General features: G+C 73.7%; 14 protein-coding genes. 7 read left to right on the forward strand and 7 right to left on the reverse strand.

Features of this window, described 5'->3' with window-relative positions; translation table 11 throughout:
* Positions 1-23 precede the first annotated feature (23 nt).
* Complete coding sequence (locus tag ACIQVT_RS04450; RefSeq protein WP_403747283.1) at positions 24-1262, forward strand: lactonase family protein; 1239 nt, start codon at positions 24-26, stop codon at positions 1260-1262.
* 14 nt (positions 1263-1276) lie between these two features.
* Here the strand turns inward: ACIQVT_RS04450 and ACIQVT_RS04455 are convergent, their stop codons facing one another.
* Positions 1277-1885: a TetR/AcrR family transcriptional regulator gene (locus ACIQVT_RS04455; protein ID WP_403747285.1), complete on the reverse strand. Its 609-nt coding sequence runs from the start codon at positions 1883-1885 to the stop codon at positions 1277-1279.
* A 120-nt stretch (positions 1886-2005) separates the two neighbouring features.
* Between ACIQVT_RS04455 and ACIQVT_RS04460 the strand changes: the two genes are divergently transcribed.
* Positions 2006-3601 (forward strand): cytochrome P450, encoded by a 1596-nt coding sequence (locus tag ACIQVT_RS04460; RefSeq protein ID WP_403747287.1) that lies wholly within the window; start codon positions 2006-2008, stop codon positions 3599-3601.
* On the opposite strand, the gene ACIQVT_RS04465 is transcribed toward ACIQVT_RS04460, so the two are convergent.
* From ACIQVT_RS04465 to ACIQVT_RS04475, 3 genes are all read right to left on the reverse strand, one after another.
* A complete protein-coding gene (locus ACIQVT_RS04465) occupies positions 3563-4417 on the reverse strand; it encodes a pentapeptide repeat-containing protein (RefSeq protein WP_403747289.1) in 855 nt (284 codons plus the stop codon). The two genes, ACIQVT_RS04460 and ACIQVT_RS04465, sit on opposite strands and share 39 nt — an antisense overlap.
* 77 nt (positions 4418-4494) lie before the next feature.
* Positions 4495-6492: a glycosyltransferase gene (locus tag ACIQVT_RS04470; RefSeq protein ID WP_403747291.1), complete on the reverse strand. Its 1998-nt coding sequence runs from the start codon at positions 6490-6492 to the stop codon at positions 4495-4497.
* A gap of 175 nt (positions 6493-6667) precedes the next feature.
* Positions 6668-7969 carry an alpha/beta fold hydrolase gene (locus ACIQVT_RS04475; RefSeq protein WP_403747294.1) on the reverse strand — a complete coding sequence of 434 codons (1302 nt, stop codon included), beginning with the start codon at positions 7967-7969 and terminating at the stop codon, positions 6668-6670.
* Between the two features lie 304 nt (positions 7970-8273).
* Between ACIQVT_RS04475 and ACIQVT_RS04480 the strand changes: the two genes are divergently transcribed.
* Genes ACIQVT_RS04480 through ACIQVT_RS04490 form a run of 3 tightly spaced genes read left to right on the forward strand, consistent with a single transcriptional unit; the run spans position 8274 to position 11142 of the window.
* Complete coding sequence (locus ACIQVT_RS04480) at positions 8274-9029, forward strand: (Fe-S)-binding protein (RefSeq protein ID WP_403747296.1); 756 nt, start codon at positions 8274-8276, stop codon at positions 9027-9029.
* Positions 9026-10504: a lactate utilization protein B gene (locus ACIQVT_RS04485; protein ID WP_403747299.1), complete on the forward strand. Its 1479-nt coding sequence runs from the start codon at positions 9026-9028 to the stop codon at positions 10502-10504. The genes ACIQVT_RS04480 and ACIQVT_RS04485 overlap by 4 nt, the downstream gene beginning before the upstream one ends.
* A complete protein-coding gene (locus ACIQVT_RS04490) occupies positions 10501-11142 on the forward strand; it encodes a lactate utilization protein C (protein ID WP_403747301.1) in 642 nt (213 codons plus the stop codon). Before ACIQVT_RS04485 ends, ACIQVT_RS04490 begins: the two co-directional genes overlap by 4 nt.
* Positions 11143-11758: 616 nt before the next feature.
* Here ACIQVT_RS04490 and ACIQVT_RS04495 read toward each other — a convergent pair.
* The 3 genes from ACIQVT_RS04495 to ACIQVT_RS04505 form a co-directional block, all read right to left on the reverse strand.
* Positions 11759-12139, reverse strand: a complete 381-nt coding sequence (locus ACIQVT_RS04495) for a hypothetical protein (protein WP_403747305.1) — start codon at positions 12137-12139, stop codon at positions 11759-11761.
* A 308-nt stretch (positions 12140-12447) separates the two neighbouring features.
* The gene (locus tag ACIQVT_RS04500; protein WP_403747308.1) at positions 12448-12831 is read right to left on the reverse strand and encodes a hypothetical protein; all 384 of its coding nucleotides are present in this window, start codon (positions 12829-12831) and stop codon (positions 12448-12450) included.
* Positions 12832-13221: 390 nt separating this feature from the next.
* Positions 13222-13809 (reverse strand): TetR/AcrR family transcriptional regulator, encoded by a 588-nt coding sequence (locus tag ACIQVT_RS04505; protein WP_403747310.1) that lies wholly within the window; start codon positions 13807-13809, stop codon positions 13222-13224.
* 183 nt (positions 13810-13992) lie between these two features.
* Between ACIQVT_RS04505 and ACIQVT_RS04510 the strand changes: the two genes are divergently transcribed.
* Together ACIQVT_RS04510 and ACIQVT_RS04515 are read left to right on the forward strand one after the other, a co-directional pair.
* On the forward strand, positions 13993-14850 hold the full coding sequence (locus ACIQVT_RS04510) for an AAA family ATPase (protein WP_403747312.1): 858 nt from the start codon (positions 13993-13995) through the stop codon (positions 14848-14850).
* On the forward strand, positions 14847-16199 hold the full coding sequence (locus tag ACIQVT_RS04515) for a VWA domain-containing protein (protein ID WP_403747315.1): 1353 nt from the start codon (positions 14847-14849) through the stop codon (positions 16197-16199). Before ACIQVT_RS04510 ends, ACIQVT_RS04515 begins: the two co-directional genes overlap by 4 nt.
* Positions 16200-16208: the final 9 nt, after the last annotated feature.

Below are 16208 nucleotides of genomic sequence, written 5' to 3' on the forward strand. Positions count from 1 at the left end.
AGACCGACGACCTGGGGTGCGGCATGGACACGGAGGCACGGGCGGCGCGGCGGGGTTCTCCCCCGGCCGGGAACGACGGTGGGCACGGGGGCGGCTGGAGCAGACGCCGGTTCGTGGGAGCCGCGGCCGGCACGGCGGCCGTGGTGGCGGTGCCCTCCCCGGCGGCCCCACCGGCGGACGGCCGGGGCGCCCCGCGCGAGCGGGCCGCCGCCCCGGTGCCGCCCGGGGAACCTTCGGGCCCCCGCCCGCTGTACGTGGGCACCTACACCTCCGCCGACGGCGGCGGCACCGGCATCGGACTCGCCTCGTACGACGCGAAGTCGGGGCTGATCACCGGCTCGGGCACGCTCACCGGGGTGCCCGACCCCTCGTACCTCACCGTGCACCCGGACGGCCGCACGCTGTACGCGGTGGACGAGCGGCAGGACGGTGGGGTGACCGCCGTACGCCTGCGGGACCGGCGGGTGCTCGGCACCCGGAGCACCGGCGGCGCCGCCCCCTGCCACCTGTCGGTCCACCCCGGCGGCCGCTGGCTGTTCAGCGCCAACTACGGCTCGGGGAGCGTCGCCGTGCACCCGGTCGACGCCTCCGGCGCGCTGGGCGCGCGGACCGGGCTGGTCACGCACTCCTCCCCGCGCCCCGGCCCCGGCCAGACGGGCCCGCACGCCCACCAGGTCGTGACCAGCCCCGACGGCGGCCACGTCCTCGCCGTCGACCTCGGCACCGACACCGTCTACACCTACCGGCTCGACCCGGCGAGGGGCACGCTCACGGAGGTGGCGCAGGCGTACACCAGGCCCGGCGCGGGACCGCGCCACCTCGCCTTCCACCCCGGCGGCCGGTACGCCTACCTGGCCAACGAGGTGGACGACACCGTCACCGTCTGTTCCTACGACCCGGGGTCGGGCCGGCTGAGCGTCGGCGAGCCGCAGCCGACGGGCGCCGACGGCGGCACCAACTACCCGGCGCAGTTCCTGGTGACGGCCGACGGCCGGTACGCGTTCCTCGCCAACCGGGGTCACAACAGTCTCGCCCGGTACGCCGTCGAGGACGACGGGGCCCGGCTGCGGCTGCTCGGCACGGTGCCGGTGGGCGGGGACTTCCCGCGGCAGATCGCGTTCTCCCCGGACGGCCGGCTGCTGTTCGCGGCGAACCAGCGCTCCGGCACGGTCACCGTCTTCCACATGGAGGACGGCGGTGGCCTGCGCTCCACGGGCGCCGCGTTCCCCTCACCCCTCGCCGTCTGCGCGCTGCCGCTGTAGCGCCGGGCCGGGGATCAGGCGAGGACGCCCAGCAGAGCGCGGGCGCACAGGTCGCGCACCTGGTCCCGGGTCGGTTCCCCCTCACCGCGCAGCCACTCCAGGCAGACGGCGGTGGTGAAGGCGAGCCAGCCGCGCACGGCCAGCCGCACCTGGGGTTCCGCCTCCCGCGCGGGCCCGAACTCGGGATCGGCGGCGAGCGCGGCCAGGATCTGCTTCTCCTGCGCGGCCAGCGCCCGCTGGTAGACGCGGCGCACGGCCTGGTCGCCGGCCGCGTCGGCGCGGTGGAAGGCGCGGAAGCCGTGGGCGTGGGCCTCCACGTAGCCGAGGTAGGTGTCGAGGCCGGCGGCGAGCTGCTCACGCACCGGCACGCCGGGGACGGCCGCGGTCATGCGCAGCATCCGCGCGCTCTCCCGCTCCACGACGGCGGCGAAGAAGTCCCGCTTGTTCGGGAAGTAGTGGTACAGGAGCCCGCGGGAGACCCCGGCGATCTCGGCGACGCGCTCGATGCGCACCTCGTCGTAGGGGCTCTCCGAGAACAGCCTCGCGCCGACGGACAGCAGCTGCTCACGGCGCTCCTCGGTGCTGAGGCGGCGCCGGGCGCGTTCCCCCTGGTTCGCGGGCATGGCGTCACTTTACTTGACGCCGGTTCAACAAGAGCACCACACTGGAAGCGTTATTGAACCCACGTACAACACGTGTGCGTCACAGCATCGACCGTCCGCTGGATCAAGGGAGATCGCGTCATGGCGGAGACGACCGAGAGCGGGCTGCCGAAGGGGTTCCGGGGCGCCGAGCAGGGCTGGCCCGAGCTGCGCCGCATTCCGCATCCCCCGCGCCGGCTGCCGCTGCTCGGCGACGTGCTCGGTGTCGACCGGCGCCGGCCGGTCCAGGACTCGATGCGTTTCGCCCGCGAACTGGGACCGGTCTTCCGGCGCCGGGCCTTCGGCAAGGAGTTCGTCTTCGTCTGGGGGCCAGATCTCGTCGCCGACCTCGCCGACGAGACCCGGTTCGCCAAGCACGTGGGCCTCGGCGTCGCCAACCTGCGGCCGGTGGCCGGCGACGGGCTGTTCACCGCCTACAACCACGAGCCGAACTGGCAGCTGGCGCACGACGTCCTGGCACCCGGCTTCGGCCGGGAGGCCATGGAGGGCTACCACGGCATGATGCTGGCCGTCGCCGGGCGGCTCACCGACCACTGGGACCGGCGGCTCGCGGACGGGCACACGGTCGACGCGCCCGGGGACATGACCCGGCTGACCCTGGAGACGATCGCCCGCACCGGCTTCGGGCACGACTTCGGCTCCTTCGAACGCGACCGGCCGCACCCCTTCGTCACGGCGATGGTGGGCACGCTCAGCCACGCACAGCGGCTGAACAGCGTGCCCGGTCCGCTGGCCCCGCTGCTGCTGCGCGCGGCCACCCGGCGCAACGCGGCCGACATGGCCTACCTCGACCGGACGGTGGACGCCCTGGTCGCCGAGCGCCGCAGGTCCGGGGGCGGGGAAGGGGACCTGCTGGACCGCATGCTCGCGACGGCGCACCCGGTGACCGGGGAGAAACTGTCCGCCGAGAACGTCCGCCGGCAGGTGATCACGTTCCTGGTCGCGGGCCACGAGACCACCTCGGGCGCGCTCTCCTTCGCCCTGTACCACCTCGCCCGGCACCCGGAGGTCGCCGCCCGGGCCCGCGCCGAGGTGGACCGCGTCTGGGGCGACGTCGACCGGCCCCGCTACGACCAGGTGGCCAAGCTCCGCTACGTCCGCCGGGTGCTGGACGAGTCGCTGCGGCTGTGGCCGACCGCACCGGCCTTCGCCCGGGAGGCCCGCCGGGACACGGTCCTCGCCGGGGACCACCCCGTGCGCCGGGGCGGGTGGGCGCTGGTGCTGACGCCGATGCTGCACCGCGCGCCGCAGGTATGGGGCGAGGACGCCGAGCGGTTCGACCCGGACCGCTTCGAGGCCGCCGCCGTACGGGCCAGGCCGCCGCACACCTTCAAGCCGTTCGGCACCGGCGCGCGGGCCTGCATCGGGCGCCAGTTCGCGCTGCATGAGGCGACGCTGGTCCTCGGCCTGCTGCTGCGCCGCTACGAACTGCACGTCGACCCCGGCTACCGGCTGACCGTCACCGAGCGCCTGACGCTGATGCCTGAAGGGCTGCGGCTGCGGCTGGAGCGGCGGCGCGCGGCGTCCGCGCGCGCGGCCGGGGCCGTCGCGGAGCCGTCCGGCGGGTCCCCCGAGGCGGACGCCGGCTGTCCGGTGACCGGCGCCCGGGTGCCGGCCACGGCTCCCGAGGGGGCCGGATCAGGCGGCCGGTGTCCAGTGCGCCGGCCGGCGGACTGACGCCGGCAGCCGGGTGCCGACGCTGCCCCGGGCCGCGTCGACCTGCGGCTGGGTGAGGAAGAAGGCGCCGGTGAGGTCCGCGTCGGTCAGGTCGGCGTCCCGCAGGTCGGCACCGATCAGGTCGGCGGCGCGCAGGTCGGCGCCGGTGAGGTCGGCGGCGATGAGACAGGCGCCGCGCAGGCTCGTCCCGCGCAGGTCGGCGCCCCGCAGCCGGGCGCCGATGAGGTCCGCGCCCCGCCGGTCCCTGCCCCCGCCCTTCTTCTTCCCCCTGCCGCCGACCGCGGCGCCGGCCCGGACCAGCTCACTGGTGCGCAGCAGCAGCGCGTTGACGTCCTGCCGGTGCGCGGCCACGTCCAGCGCGGCCAGCTCCTCAGGGGTCCCCCGGGTGAGCCGCTCGGTCTCCTCCAGGGCCTCCCGCAGCCCGGGGTGGACGGGGGCGGCGGCGGGCAGGCCGAGCGCCTCCGTCAGGTACCACAGCAGTTCGTGGAGCTGCCGGACGACCGGGAACGCGTCGAACATGCGGCGGGCCCGCTCCGGGGAGGCGCCGCGCCAGTCCTGTCCGCCGAAGGTGACCTGGGAGACCTTCTGCCCGGCGCCGAAGCAGTCGTACACCGTGCAGCCGGTGAAGCCCCGTGGGCGCAGCTCGGTGTGGATCCCGCAGCGGTGGTCCCCGCCGAGGTTCGGGCAGGGGGTCCCGGCCGGCTTGTCCAGCGCGAAGTCGGCGGAGCGGGCGAAGGGCAGGGCGACACAGCACAGCCCGAAACAGCGCGCGCAGTCCCCGCGCAGCTCCGGGGCGGCAGCTATCTGATCGGACATGACACACACCCTACTGACCTGCGCGGGACGCCCGGTCCGCGGCCGCCGCGCCCCGCGCGACGGCCGGACGGGGGCGGTCAGCGCAGGCGCCGGGCGAGCCCCTTGACGAGGTCGGTCCGGGCGACCCGGAGGGCGAAGTGCTCCGGGGACCCGGCGGCCGGACGGGCGTACCAGGGCAGGGCCCGGCGCCACCACTTGGCGGGCGGCAGGTCCGCGGGGAGCGCCGGCAGCGGTACCGCCCACGGCCCCAGCCGGAGTTCGCCCGACCAGACACCGGCCGGAAGGGTCCCGACGGGCACGGTCACGTGGAAGGCCCCGGGCGCGGCGGTCTGCCGGACCGGGAACTCGACGGTCGTGCCGCTGTCATCCGTCAGCGCCAGCACCAGGGCGTCCGGCGGGTGCTCGGCCAGCTCGCAGCGTCCGCCGCACAGCAGCGCGGCGGGCGTCCCGTCGCTCCACCGGACGTCACCGGCGGGGCGCAGGAGGGGCCGCACCCGGTGTTTGGTCTCGCCCAGGTCCAGCGTGAAGTTGCCGTGCGGCCTGGTGGTGTAGAGGGTCACGGCGCGCAGCCCCGCCGGGGTGGCGACGACCCGCGTGGCGGCGGCGCCGGAGACTCCCTCGGCGCGCCTGGAACCGATGCGGACCTCCTTGGTGAGGCCCTGGGCGCCGACCGCGAGGGAGATGTCCCACAGTCCGTCGGCGAGCGGCCCGCCGTCGGCGGCGGTGGCGACGTCGACGGTGGCCTCGAACCCGGCGAGGCCGTAGTCGTACCGGCCCTCGTCGTCCTGGGCGCCGAGCCCGGGGGTGGCCGTGCGGGTGACGGGCAGCCGGTACTCGGTGCCGCTGTCGCGCTCGCGCAGGACCAGCTCGGTGGTGACGTCCCGGGTCTCCACGCGGTGCACGTAGCCGTGGCCGGCCAGGCGGAGCGTGCCGCCGTCCGTCTCGGCACGGGTGACGTGGTGGCGGACCCCCAGCTGGTCGGTGACGTCGTAGCAGAGGTCGGGGACGGCCCGGACGGGGTCGCGCAGGAACGGGTAGCGGGCCAGGGCCCGGCCGCCGTCCACGAGGACGGGGGTGGCCGCCCCGGACCTGGCGAGCCGTTCCTCGAACTCCACCAGCTCCAGCACCTCGTCGAGCATGCGGTGGCGTACGAGGTGCAGCCGCAGCCGGGCCATGGCCGACAGCCGTCCGTTCATCCCCTCGTGCCACAGCGGCTCGATGATGTCGGCGAGCTGGTCCAGCATCTTCTCCTGCGTCTCGCGCGGCTCGTGGACGAGCTGGTCGGCGAGCAGCTGCTGGACCTCCACGGTCAGGTGCCGGTGTGCCAGGTGGTCGCGGCCGGGACCGGCCGGGACGTTGTCCAGGATCAGGTCGACCATGCGGGGCAGGAACCGGAGCCGGAGTCCGGAGCCCTTGAGCCGGCGGGTGATGTTGCCCTCGTCCTCGCGCAACACCCAGTACAGGCAGTCGTAGTCGGCGACCACGGAGACACCGGAGGCGTGCAGATAGGCGGCGCCGACGAACAACTGGTCCTCACCGATGGCCAGATCGGTGGGGAAACGCAGCCCCAGCCGCTCCAGCAGCTCCCGCCGGAACAGTTTCATCGGATTCAGCGTCCAGTACACGCGGGAGGAGAACACGTCCGTGCGCGGCTGGTTTCGCCGGAACATCGATGTGGGCGCCCCGCGTCCGCCTACCCCGACCATCTTGCCGAGCACGATGTCGGTGCCGTTCTCCTCGGCCGTCGCCACCATGCGTTCCAGCGCCTCAGGGCCGAGATGGTCGTCGGCGTCCAGGAAGAACACGAACGTGCCGGTGGCGTGGTCGAGCCCGGTGTTGCGCGGCACGGACGGACCGCCGGAGTTCTCCTGGTGGAAGACGCGCAGCAGACCCGGGTGGACGGCGGCCAGGCGGTCCAGTTCGGCCGCCGTGCCGTCCGTCGAGCCGTCGTCCACGACGATGATCTCGAGCCGTTCGCGGCCGATACTCTGCTCGGCGACCGAGGTGACGCAACGTGTCAGATACGGCATCGCGTCATAGGCCGCGATGATGACCGAGACGGTGACGCCGGACATGGGAACGCACTCCATAATTCACTGCTCGGCGATGCTTTCGGGTTTCTGTGAACCTACCATGTACCCGAATCGCCCCAATTAGTTGCGCAGTGAAATAACTCCGGGGCCCGCCGGGGGAATACCCGATTCCGCGCGCCGTTCCCAGGCGTGGCGGGCCCCGGCGGGCGAAGTCCCGTCACGCCTCGTCGCGGGCGAGGGCCAGCAGCCGGTCCAGGACGTGCGGGGCGCCGACGCGCAGGCCGTCGTGCTCGTACTCGTTGGTGACCCAGGGACGCAGGCCGCGGATCGCGGCGGCCGTCTCCAGCGCGTGCGCGGTGTCGACGTACATGTCGTCGTGGTAGACGGCGGCGGCCACCGGTACCTCGTTGACGGCGAGGCGGGCGGGGTCGTACAGCGGACCCCAGTCGGTGCGGGCCGCGAGCAGTTCGGCGGTCTCGCGCAGGGGGCGCAACGCCGGGTCGGTGTCGAACATCCAGGGGTGGATCGTCTCGCCGGTGAAGAGGACGGGGGCGTCGCCGGCGAGCGCCTTGGCCGCGTCGAACTGCGGGAACTCCGCGCGGACGCGTTCGGCGGCCCAGGCGGTGGGGCGGGAGTCCTGGCCGTAGGTCGCCTCGTGGACGAGGGCGTACAGGGGGTGGCCGGCGAACGACAGCAGGGCCCGCGCCTGCTCCTGGAAGGCGTCGGACAGCTCGTGGCCCGCCGGGGTGCGCACGAAGGCGTCCTCCAGCAGGTGGTGCAGACGGTGGCTGCCGTCGCTCGTGCCGAGCATCAGGCCGAGGGACTGGAAGGCCTCCACGGTGAGGCGGTAGCCGCCCGGCAGGACGACGTCGTGGCCGAGGAGGTGGTCGGCGATCCGGCGGGCCCGCTCGACGTCCTGCGGGTAGCGGGCGTAGTGCGCGGCGACCTTGCGCTCGACGCGCGGGTAGGCGGCCCGGTAGACGTCGTCGGCGTGGGCGTGCAGGGAGGGCAGGCCGCCGGTGACGATCGCGGTGTCGACGCCCTCGGGTGCCAGCGAGAGGTAGGTCACCGTGCAGAAGCCGCCGAAGCTCTGGCCGAGCACGGTCCAGGGGGCGCCGCCGGTGACCTGGGGGCGGATGGCCTCGCAGTCACGGACGATCGAGTCGGCGCGGAACCGGGCGAGGTGATCGGCCTGTTCGGCGGGGCCGCCGCGCAGCGGCAGCGTCTGCCGGGTGGCGGGCGTGGAGCGGCCGGTGCCGCGCTGGTCGAGCAGGAGGACGCGGTACTCCTCCAGCGCCCGGCCGAGCCAGGCCTGCCGTCCGACGAAACGATTCGCCCCGAAGCCGGGACCGCCCTGGAGGTACAGCAGCCAGGGCAGGTCCTGCCCGGCCTTCTCGCTCGCCACCACCTCACGGGCGTACAGCTCGATGGTCTCCCCGCCCGGATCGGCGTGGTCGAGGGGCACGGTGAAGTGACGGTCGGTGAGGACGACACCGGGCTGGCGGTAGCTGAGGCTCAACGGGTCTCCCGGGACGGATGGGACGGACGCGTCCCAGTTCAGCACATGCGGGCGCCGGAGCCGACCCCCCGGATCATGGTTTGTCACTGAACGACCGTTCAACGCGGGCCGTGTCGGCGAGACGGGCCAGCGGCGCCGGGCCCCCCGCGCCGTCGGCTCCCGGCCCGGCTGTCCGTCTCCCCTCCGGTCCTCGGCGAGCGGACTTCCCATGCCCGGGAGCGCCCACTGCCCCGCGCCGCCGCGCCCGGGTGCCCGTCGGCGCACTACCCTGCTTGGGTCCGACGATGTCACCGAGGAGAGCGCGATGCGTGTCGCCCTGTTCCTGACCTGTGTCAACGACACGCTCTACCCGGACACCGGCCGGGCCGTGGTGCGGCTGCTGAACCGGCTCGGCGTCGACGTCGACTTCCCGACCGGTCAGACGTGCTGCGGACAGGCCCACTACAACACCGGCTACCGGCACCAGGCGGAACCCCTCGCCCGGCACTTCGCCGAGGTGTTCGGCGGGTACGAGGCGATCGTGACCCCGTCCGGGTCGTGCGGGGCGATGGTCCGGGAGCTGTATCCACGGCTGGGTGAGCGGGCACGGGCCGAGGAACGCGGTGACGCGCTGGCGCGGACACTGGCGCCGGTGGTGCCGAGGACGTACGAGCTGACGGAGTTCCTGGTGGACGTGCTCGGCGTGACGGACGTGGGGGCGTACTACCCGCACAAGGTCACCTACCACCCCACCTGCCACGGTCTGCGCGGCCTCGGTCTCGGCGACCGGCCCCGGCGGCTGCTGACGGCCGTCCGGGGACTGGAACTGGCCGAGCTGCCCGGCGCGGACGAGTGCTGCGGCTTCGGCGGCACGTTCGCGGTGAAGAACCCCGACGTGTCGGCGGCGATGGGCGCGGACAAGATCCGCAACGCCGAGGCGACGGGCGCAGAGGTGCTGTGCGCCGCCGACAACTCCTGTCTGATGCACCTCGGCGGCATGCTGAGCCGGCTGCGGACGGGGCTGCGGCCGGTGCACATCGCGGAGATCCTGGCGAGTACGGAGGAGGAACCGGCCGCGTGAGCGCGACATTCATCGGTATGCCCGCGTTCCCGGAGGCCGCGCGGCGGGCGGTGCGCGATCCGGTGCTGCGGGAGAACCTGCGGCACGCGACGCACACCATCCGGGCCAGACGCGCCCGGGCGGTGGGCGAGTTGTCCGACTGGGCGGAGCTGCGGGAGGCGGGCCGCCGCATCAAGGAGCACACGCTGCGCCATCTGGACCGCCACCTCGTGCGGTTGGAGGAGGCGGTCACCGCGGCCGGCGGCACGGTCCACTGGGCCGCCGACGCGGACGAGGCCAACGCCGTCGTGACCCGGCTGGTGAAGGAGACCGGCGAGTCGGAGGTCGTCAAGGTCAAGTCGATGGCCACGCAGGAGATCGGGCTCAACGAGGCCCTGGAGGCCGCGGGCGTCCGCGCCTACGAGACCGATCTCGCCGAGCTGATCGTGCAGTTGGGCAGGGACCGGCCCTCGCACATCCTGGTGCCGGCCATCCACCGCAACCGGGCCGAGATCCGGGACGTCTTCGTGCGCGAGATGGGCGCGTGGGGCCGCCCGGCCCCGGAGGGTCTGACGGACACGCCCGCCGAACTCGCGGAGGCGGCGCGGCTGCACCTGCGGGAGAAGTTCCTGCGGGCCAAGGTCGGCATCTCCGGCGCCAACTTCATGGTCGCCGAGACCGGCACCCTCGTCGTGGTCGAGTCCGAGGGCAACGGGCGGATGTGCCTGACCCTGCCGGAGACGCTGATCTCGGTCGTCGGCATCGAGAAGGTGGTGCCCACCTGGCGGGACCTGGAGGTCTTCCTCCAGACGCTCCCCCGCTCCTCCACCGCCGAGCGCATGAACCCGTACACCAGCATGTGGACCGGCACCACCGACGAGGACGGGCCGCGCGCCTTCCACCTCGTGCTGCTGGACAACGGCCGCACCGACACCCTCGCCGACGAGGTGGGCCGCCAGGCGCTCGCCTGCATCCGCTGCTCGGCCTGCCTGAACGTGTGCCCGGTGTACGAGCGGGCCGGCGGACACGCCTACGGCTCGGTCTATCCGGGGCCGATCGGCGCCATCCTCAGCCCCCAGCTGCGCGGCACGGGCAGCGACATCGACGCCTCGCTGCCGTTCGCGTCGAGTCTGTGCGGGGCCTGCTACGAGGTGTGCCCGGTCGCCATCGACATCCCCGAGGTGCTGGTGCACCTGCGGGAACGGGTCGTGGAGGGCGGCCCGGCGGTACGGCGGGGCAACCGGGTCGTCCTCCAACCGGCCCGGGGACACGCGGCCGAGCGGGCGGCGATGCGGGCCGCGCGCTGGGCCTTCGCCCGCCCCGGCGCCCTCCGCGCCGGCCAGCGGCTCGCCTCCCGCACCCGCGGGCTGGCCCCTCGCACGCTGCCGGGCCCGGGGCGGGCCTGGAGCGGCACCCGGGACCTGCCGGCCGTACCGGCGGAACCCTTCCGGGACTGGTGGCAGCGCACCCGTGGCGGGAAGGACGGCGCCGAGTGAACAGCAGGGAACGCGTCCTCGGCCGGGTCCGGCGCGCCCTCGCCGACGTCCCGCCGGACGAGCGGCCGTACGAGGAGGCCGTGCCCCGGCGATACCTGCGCGAGCACGGGCGGCGGACCGCCGAGCGGACGGTGGAACTGCTCGCGGAGAACCTGGCCGACTACCGGGCGACCGTGCACCGCTGCGCCGAGGGGGAACTGCCGGACCTGGTGGCGCGGCTGCTGGACGAGCGGGGCGCGCGGGAGGTGCTGGTGCCGCCCGGGCTGCCACCGGAGTGGCTGTCGGCGACCGGCGCCGCGCGCCTGCCCGACCGGGCGGTGAGCACGGCGCACCGGCTGGACCGGGTGGACAGCGTGGTGACTGGCTGCGCCCTGGCGATCGCCGAGACCGGCACGATCGTGCTCGACGGCTCCCCGGACCAGGGCCGGCGGCGCGTCTCGCTCGTCCCGGACCACCACATCTGTGTCGTCCGCGTCCCCGATCAGGTCGTCGCGTCCGTTCCCCGCGCCCTGGAACGCCTCGACCCGACCCGTCCGCTGACGTGGATCTCCGGCCCGTCGGCGACCAGTGACATCGAACTGGACCGGGTGGAGGGCGTGCACGGCCCGCGCACGCTGGAAGTGGTGCTGCTGGGCTGACGAGCTCGCGCACAGCAAAGGCATGTTGACACAGGCAGGGGGTGCTGGTGCGCGGGGCGGCGGCGGGCAGGTCGAGCACGGGCACGGCGAAGTCGCCGAGTGCGGTGGTGACCGTCCGGCACAGGAACTGGTCGCCGCGGTCGACCCGCACCCGGTCCGGGAGCCCGCCGACCGCGGAGAGCAGGGCATCGTCGCGGGCCAGGGCCATCCGCAAGGCAGCGGAGAACGCGTCCCGGCTCGGGGCGTGCGCCGTTGCCGCGGCACCGGGGATGGCGCTGGTCGTGCATCGAAGGACCAGGTCACCCTGGCGGTGACCAGCTCGCGGTCAAGGTCCACCTCGACGGGCAGATGCTGTGGTCCCTCCCACCTCGCGGTGGGGGTGGGAGGGCGGCCGCTTGCCGAACACGCCCGCGGGCGCGCCGTGCCGCGGCCTCGGCCTTCAACCCGGCCCGCTCACCGCGGGTCAGATCCCGGTTGATCGCCCGGTGCGGCGTGGACAGCGACGGCGCGGACGGTTCGGCACGGGAGCACCGCACCATGCCGTTGCGGCGGGGCGATGCGTGACCGAGTGGCCGCGGTCGCGGGAATTCGAAGCAGGCAGCGGCGGCCGTCGGTGTCAGCGCCGGCTGTTGTCGACGCGCGTGCTGGCGTCGACATCCGAACTGGTGCCACATCGGTTGCTGTTCGCCGACTGCGAGGAGCTGGAAGTAACCTCGCCCCCGGCGCCTGTGTCGACCGCGCTGGCGTTCCCGCCGTTGTTCGTAGGACCGCTGACGGGCGAGTTCGCGCCCGCTGTGGTACCGAGGAGGGAGATCAACTGACTGAGCAGCGCGTCCCCGCCGGACGCATCGACGGCGGAGATGCTCGTCGGGTTGTTGCACTGGATGATGACCGGGGCATGTTCGGATCCGGAGTCTGCCGTAGCAGCACCGGCACCGATTCCCGGTACGCCGAGGGCAAACGCGATGACCGTGAGGGTACGAACGAAAGATCTCACTGGTTTCCTTTCGGTAGGGCGCCGATGTCAACTCTTGACCGAAGTGAGTTGCTTTCCCCGAAGCAGGTTCCGGGACGCCCCCCTACTTCACTCAGTTGCCGCACAGCACCGACGAGGACGAGCAACGCCGCGGTTGACGACAGCCGGTTCCTGCTCACCGCAGCCGGTGTCCAGGACTCCGCCGCGGGCCGGGCCCCCTCCGGACGGCTCAGCGGCAGCGCGGCCACTGCGATCAGCGCCCGACAAGGCGAGCCTGATCGAGTGGCCGCGGTTGCGGGAATTCCGAGCAGGCCGCGGCGGCCGTCGGTCTAGCGCCGACTGTTGTCGATACGCGTGCTGGCGTCGACATCCGAACTGGTGCCACATCGATTGTTGTTCGCCGACTGAGAGGAGGTGGAGCCAGCTTCTCCCCCGGCACCCGTGCCGACCACGGCGGCGTTGCCACCGCTGTTCGCGGGACCGCCGCTGATGGGCGAGTTCGCGCCCACTGTGGTACCGAGGAGGGAGATCAACTGACTGAGCAGCGCGTCCCCGCCGGACGCATCGACGACGGAGATGCTCGTCGGATTGTTGCACTGGATGATGACCGGGGCATGTTCGGATCCGGAGTCTGCCGTAGCAGCACCGGCACCGATTCCCGGTACGCCGAGGGCAAACGCGATGACCGTGAGGGTACGAACGAAAGATCCCACAGATTTCCTTTCAGCAGGGCGCCGATGTCAACTCTCAACCGAAAGAAGTTCCTTTCTCCGAAGCAGGTTCCGAGACGCCCCCTTACTTCACTCAGTTGCCGCACAGCACCGACGGGGACGAACCGCCGCGGTGTGACGACCGTCCGGCGGCGGACGTGGCCACCGCAGCATCCGGTCGCTCCTGCGACCCGGCCGGCCGTCCAACGTCGCCTTCAGCACGCGGCCTGCGGCACACCGAACCCGGGAAGGCGGGCCCTCCCGTGTACAAGCGCCCAGCACGCGTGTCACCAACGTCCCGGGACGGCACACCCAGGGCCTCTCGTTCGGATCATGCCGGGCTCGCGGGCCCTGGCACCGCTCCCTGATCCGGCCCGATCCGAACGAAAGACCCTAGGCGGTGCCGGTCGGGCCCACGCCGGCCGCGTCCAGCAGGGCGGTCGCCGTCGCCGTGGCGAGACCGTCGGCCAGTCGCTCCACTCCGGCGCCGGCCCGGGCGCTGGCGCCGTCGAAGACCAGCAGGAGCTGGCGGGCGAGCAGTTCGGGGTCGCGGGCGCCACCCCGGGCGGCCTCGTCGCGGAAGGCCGCCGCCAGGCGTTCCTTGACCGCGCGGGCGACCTTGCTCGCCGGGTGCTCCGGGTTTTTCAGCTCGACCAGCACGGCCAGGTAGGGGCAGCCGTGGTATCCGGTGTCCTCCGAAGCCCGTTCCAGCTGTTCGAAGACGTACAGGATCCGCTCGCGGGGGCTCGCGGCCTGGGCCGCGGGGTGGGTGAAGCGGGCCTCGTACCACGGGATGCCGCGTTCCAGGCTGGCGGCGAGCATCGCTTCCTTGCTGTCGAACAGCTGGTACATCGACCGCTTGGACACGCCCGCAGCCCGGCACAGGGCCTCGATGCCGATGGAGACGCCCTCGCGGTAGGAGAGCCGGGCGGCGGCGTCGAGCAGCCGGTCGCGGGGGGACGCCTTCTGCGATGTGGCCATACCGCGAGATTACCTCGGCACGACAGGAGGGGAAACCGATCGGTGTGGCCGCAGGTGCGCATGTTCGGTCCGCGGTCCGGGACCCGCGCCCGTGAGGAGAGCGACCGCGTGACAGGAGTGCTGAACAAGCGCTTAGATAGGCCGCCGAAGGACGCACCGCTCCCCGACCGGCCGGAGGCCCCGTTGTTCACATCCGTCGACGACGTCTCCGCCCGTCTGGCCGAGACCGGCTACCTCGCCTCCCCCGCCGTCGCCACCACCGTGTTCCTGGCGGACCGGCTGGGCAAGCCCCTCCTGGTCGAGGGCCCCGCCGGGGTGGGCAAGACCGAGCTGGCCAAGGCCGTCGCCCAGGCGGCCGGGGCCCGGCTGGTACGCCTCCAGTGCTACGAGGGCGTGGACGAGTCCCGCGCCCTGTACGAGTGGAACCACGCCAAACAGCTCCTGCGGATCAGCGCGGCCCGCGACGAGAGCTGGGACGAGACCCGCACCGGCATCTTCAGCGAGGAGTTCCTCCTCCCCCGCCCCCTGCTGACCGCCATCCGCGGCGACGAGCCGACCGTGCTGCTCATCGACGAGACCGACAAGGCCGACGTCGAGATGGAGGGGCTGCTGCTGGAGGTGCTCGGCGACTTCCAGATCACCGTCCCCGAGCTGGGCACGGTCACCGCGACCCGTCGCCCCTTCGTCGTCCTCACCTCCAACGCCGCCCGCGAACTGTCCGAGGCGCTGCGCCGCCGCTGCCTGTTCCTGCACATCGGTTTCCCTGAGGAGGAGCTGGAGCGGCGGATCGTACGGCTGAAGGTGCCCGGCCTCGGCGAGGCGCTGACCGAGTCGGTGGTCCGGGTGGCCGGGGCGCTGCGCGCCATGGACCTGCGCAAGGCGCCCTCCGTCGCCGAGACCGTTGACTGGGCCCGCACCCTGCTGGCCCTGGGCGCCGGCACGCTGGACGAGACGGTCGTACGGGCCACTCTCGGGGTGATCCTCAAGCACGAGGAGGACATCCGGAAGGCGGCGGCCAAGCTCGACCTGGAAGCGCTGTGAGCGCCGTCGCCGACCGGATCACCGGCCTGGTCGGGGCGCTGCGCGCGCACGGGGTGCGGATCGGCACCGGGGAGAGCGTGGACGCGGCCCGCGCGGTGGAGGCGTTGGGGTTCGCGGACCGGGAGCTGCTGCGCGAGGGACTGGCCGCGACCCTGCTGCACGGTCCGGGACAGCGGCCGTTGTTCGACTCCGTCTTCGACCTGTACTTCCCGCGCGGCGTCTGCGCGCCCGACGGCACCCCCCGGGACCGGGAGGCGCTCCGCGACCGGCTCGCGCGGGCCCTGGCCGACGACGACCGGGCATTGATGGCCCGGCTGGCCGCGGAGGCGGTCGACGCGCTGGGCGCGTACGGCGGTTCGCCGGGCTCGGACGGCTGGTCGGCGTACCAGACCCTGGACCGGCTGCGTCCCCAGACCCTCCTGGCGCGGGTCCGGGCCGACGTCCGGGGCCGGGACGGCGACGGACCCGGTTTCGCGGACCGGCTGCTCGACGACGAGATCCGGCGGCGCGTCGAGGAGTTCCGGCGGATGGTCGGCGCGGAGGCGCGGCGCCGGGTGGCCGAGCGACGGGGCCGGGACGAGATCGCGCGGCGCGCCGTCCGCCCGACCGCCGACCGGGTGGACTTCCTGTCCGCGAACCGGGACCAGCTCGCCGAACTGCGCCGGGTCGTACGACCGCTCGCCCGCAAGCTGGCCACCCGGCTCGCCGCCCGCCGCCGCCGGGCCGCGCGCGGCACGATCGACCTGCGCCGCACGCTGCGCTCCTCGCTGTCCACGGGCGGCGTGCCGATCCGGCCGGTGCTGCGCCGGCGCTGCCCGGTCCGGCCCGAACTGGTGCTGCTCTGCGACGTCTCGGGCTCGGTGTCCGGCTTCTCCGACTTCACCATGCTGCTGGTGCAGGCGCTGCACGACCAGTTCGGCAAGGTCCGGGTGTTCGCCTTCGTCAACCGCCTCGACGAGGTGACCGGCCTGCTCGACCACGGCCGCGCCGACCCGGACGGGCTCGGCGCCCGCATCCGCGCCGAGGCCACGCTGACCGGCTGGCACGGCAGCAGCGACTACGGCGTGGCGCTGGGCGAGTTCACCGAACGGTACGGCGGCGCGGCCGGCCCGCGCACCACGGTGTTCGTCCTCGGGGACGCCCGGACCAACATGAGCGACCCCAACCTCCCCGCCGTCCGTGAGCTGGCCGGGCGGGCCCGCCGCGTCTACTGGCTGAACCCCGAGCCCCGCGAGCGGTGGGGCACCGGGGACTCGGCCGCGCCCGCCTACGCGGAGCTGGTGGAGATGCACGAGTGCCGCACGGCCCGACAGCTCGGCGCGCTGATCACCCGCCTGCTGCCGGTGTGACGGCATGGC

Source organism: Streptomyces sp. NPDC100445 (assembly GCF_044759735.1).
Classification (GTDB): Bacteria; Actinomycetota; Actinomycetes; order Streptomycetales; family Streptomycetaceae; genus Streptomyces.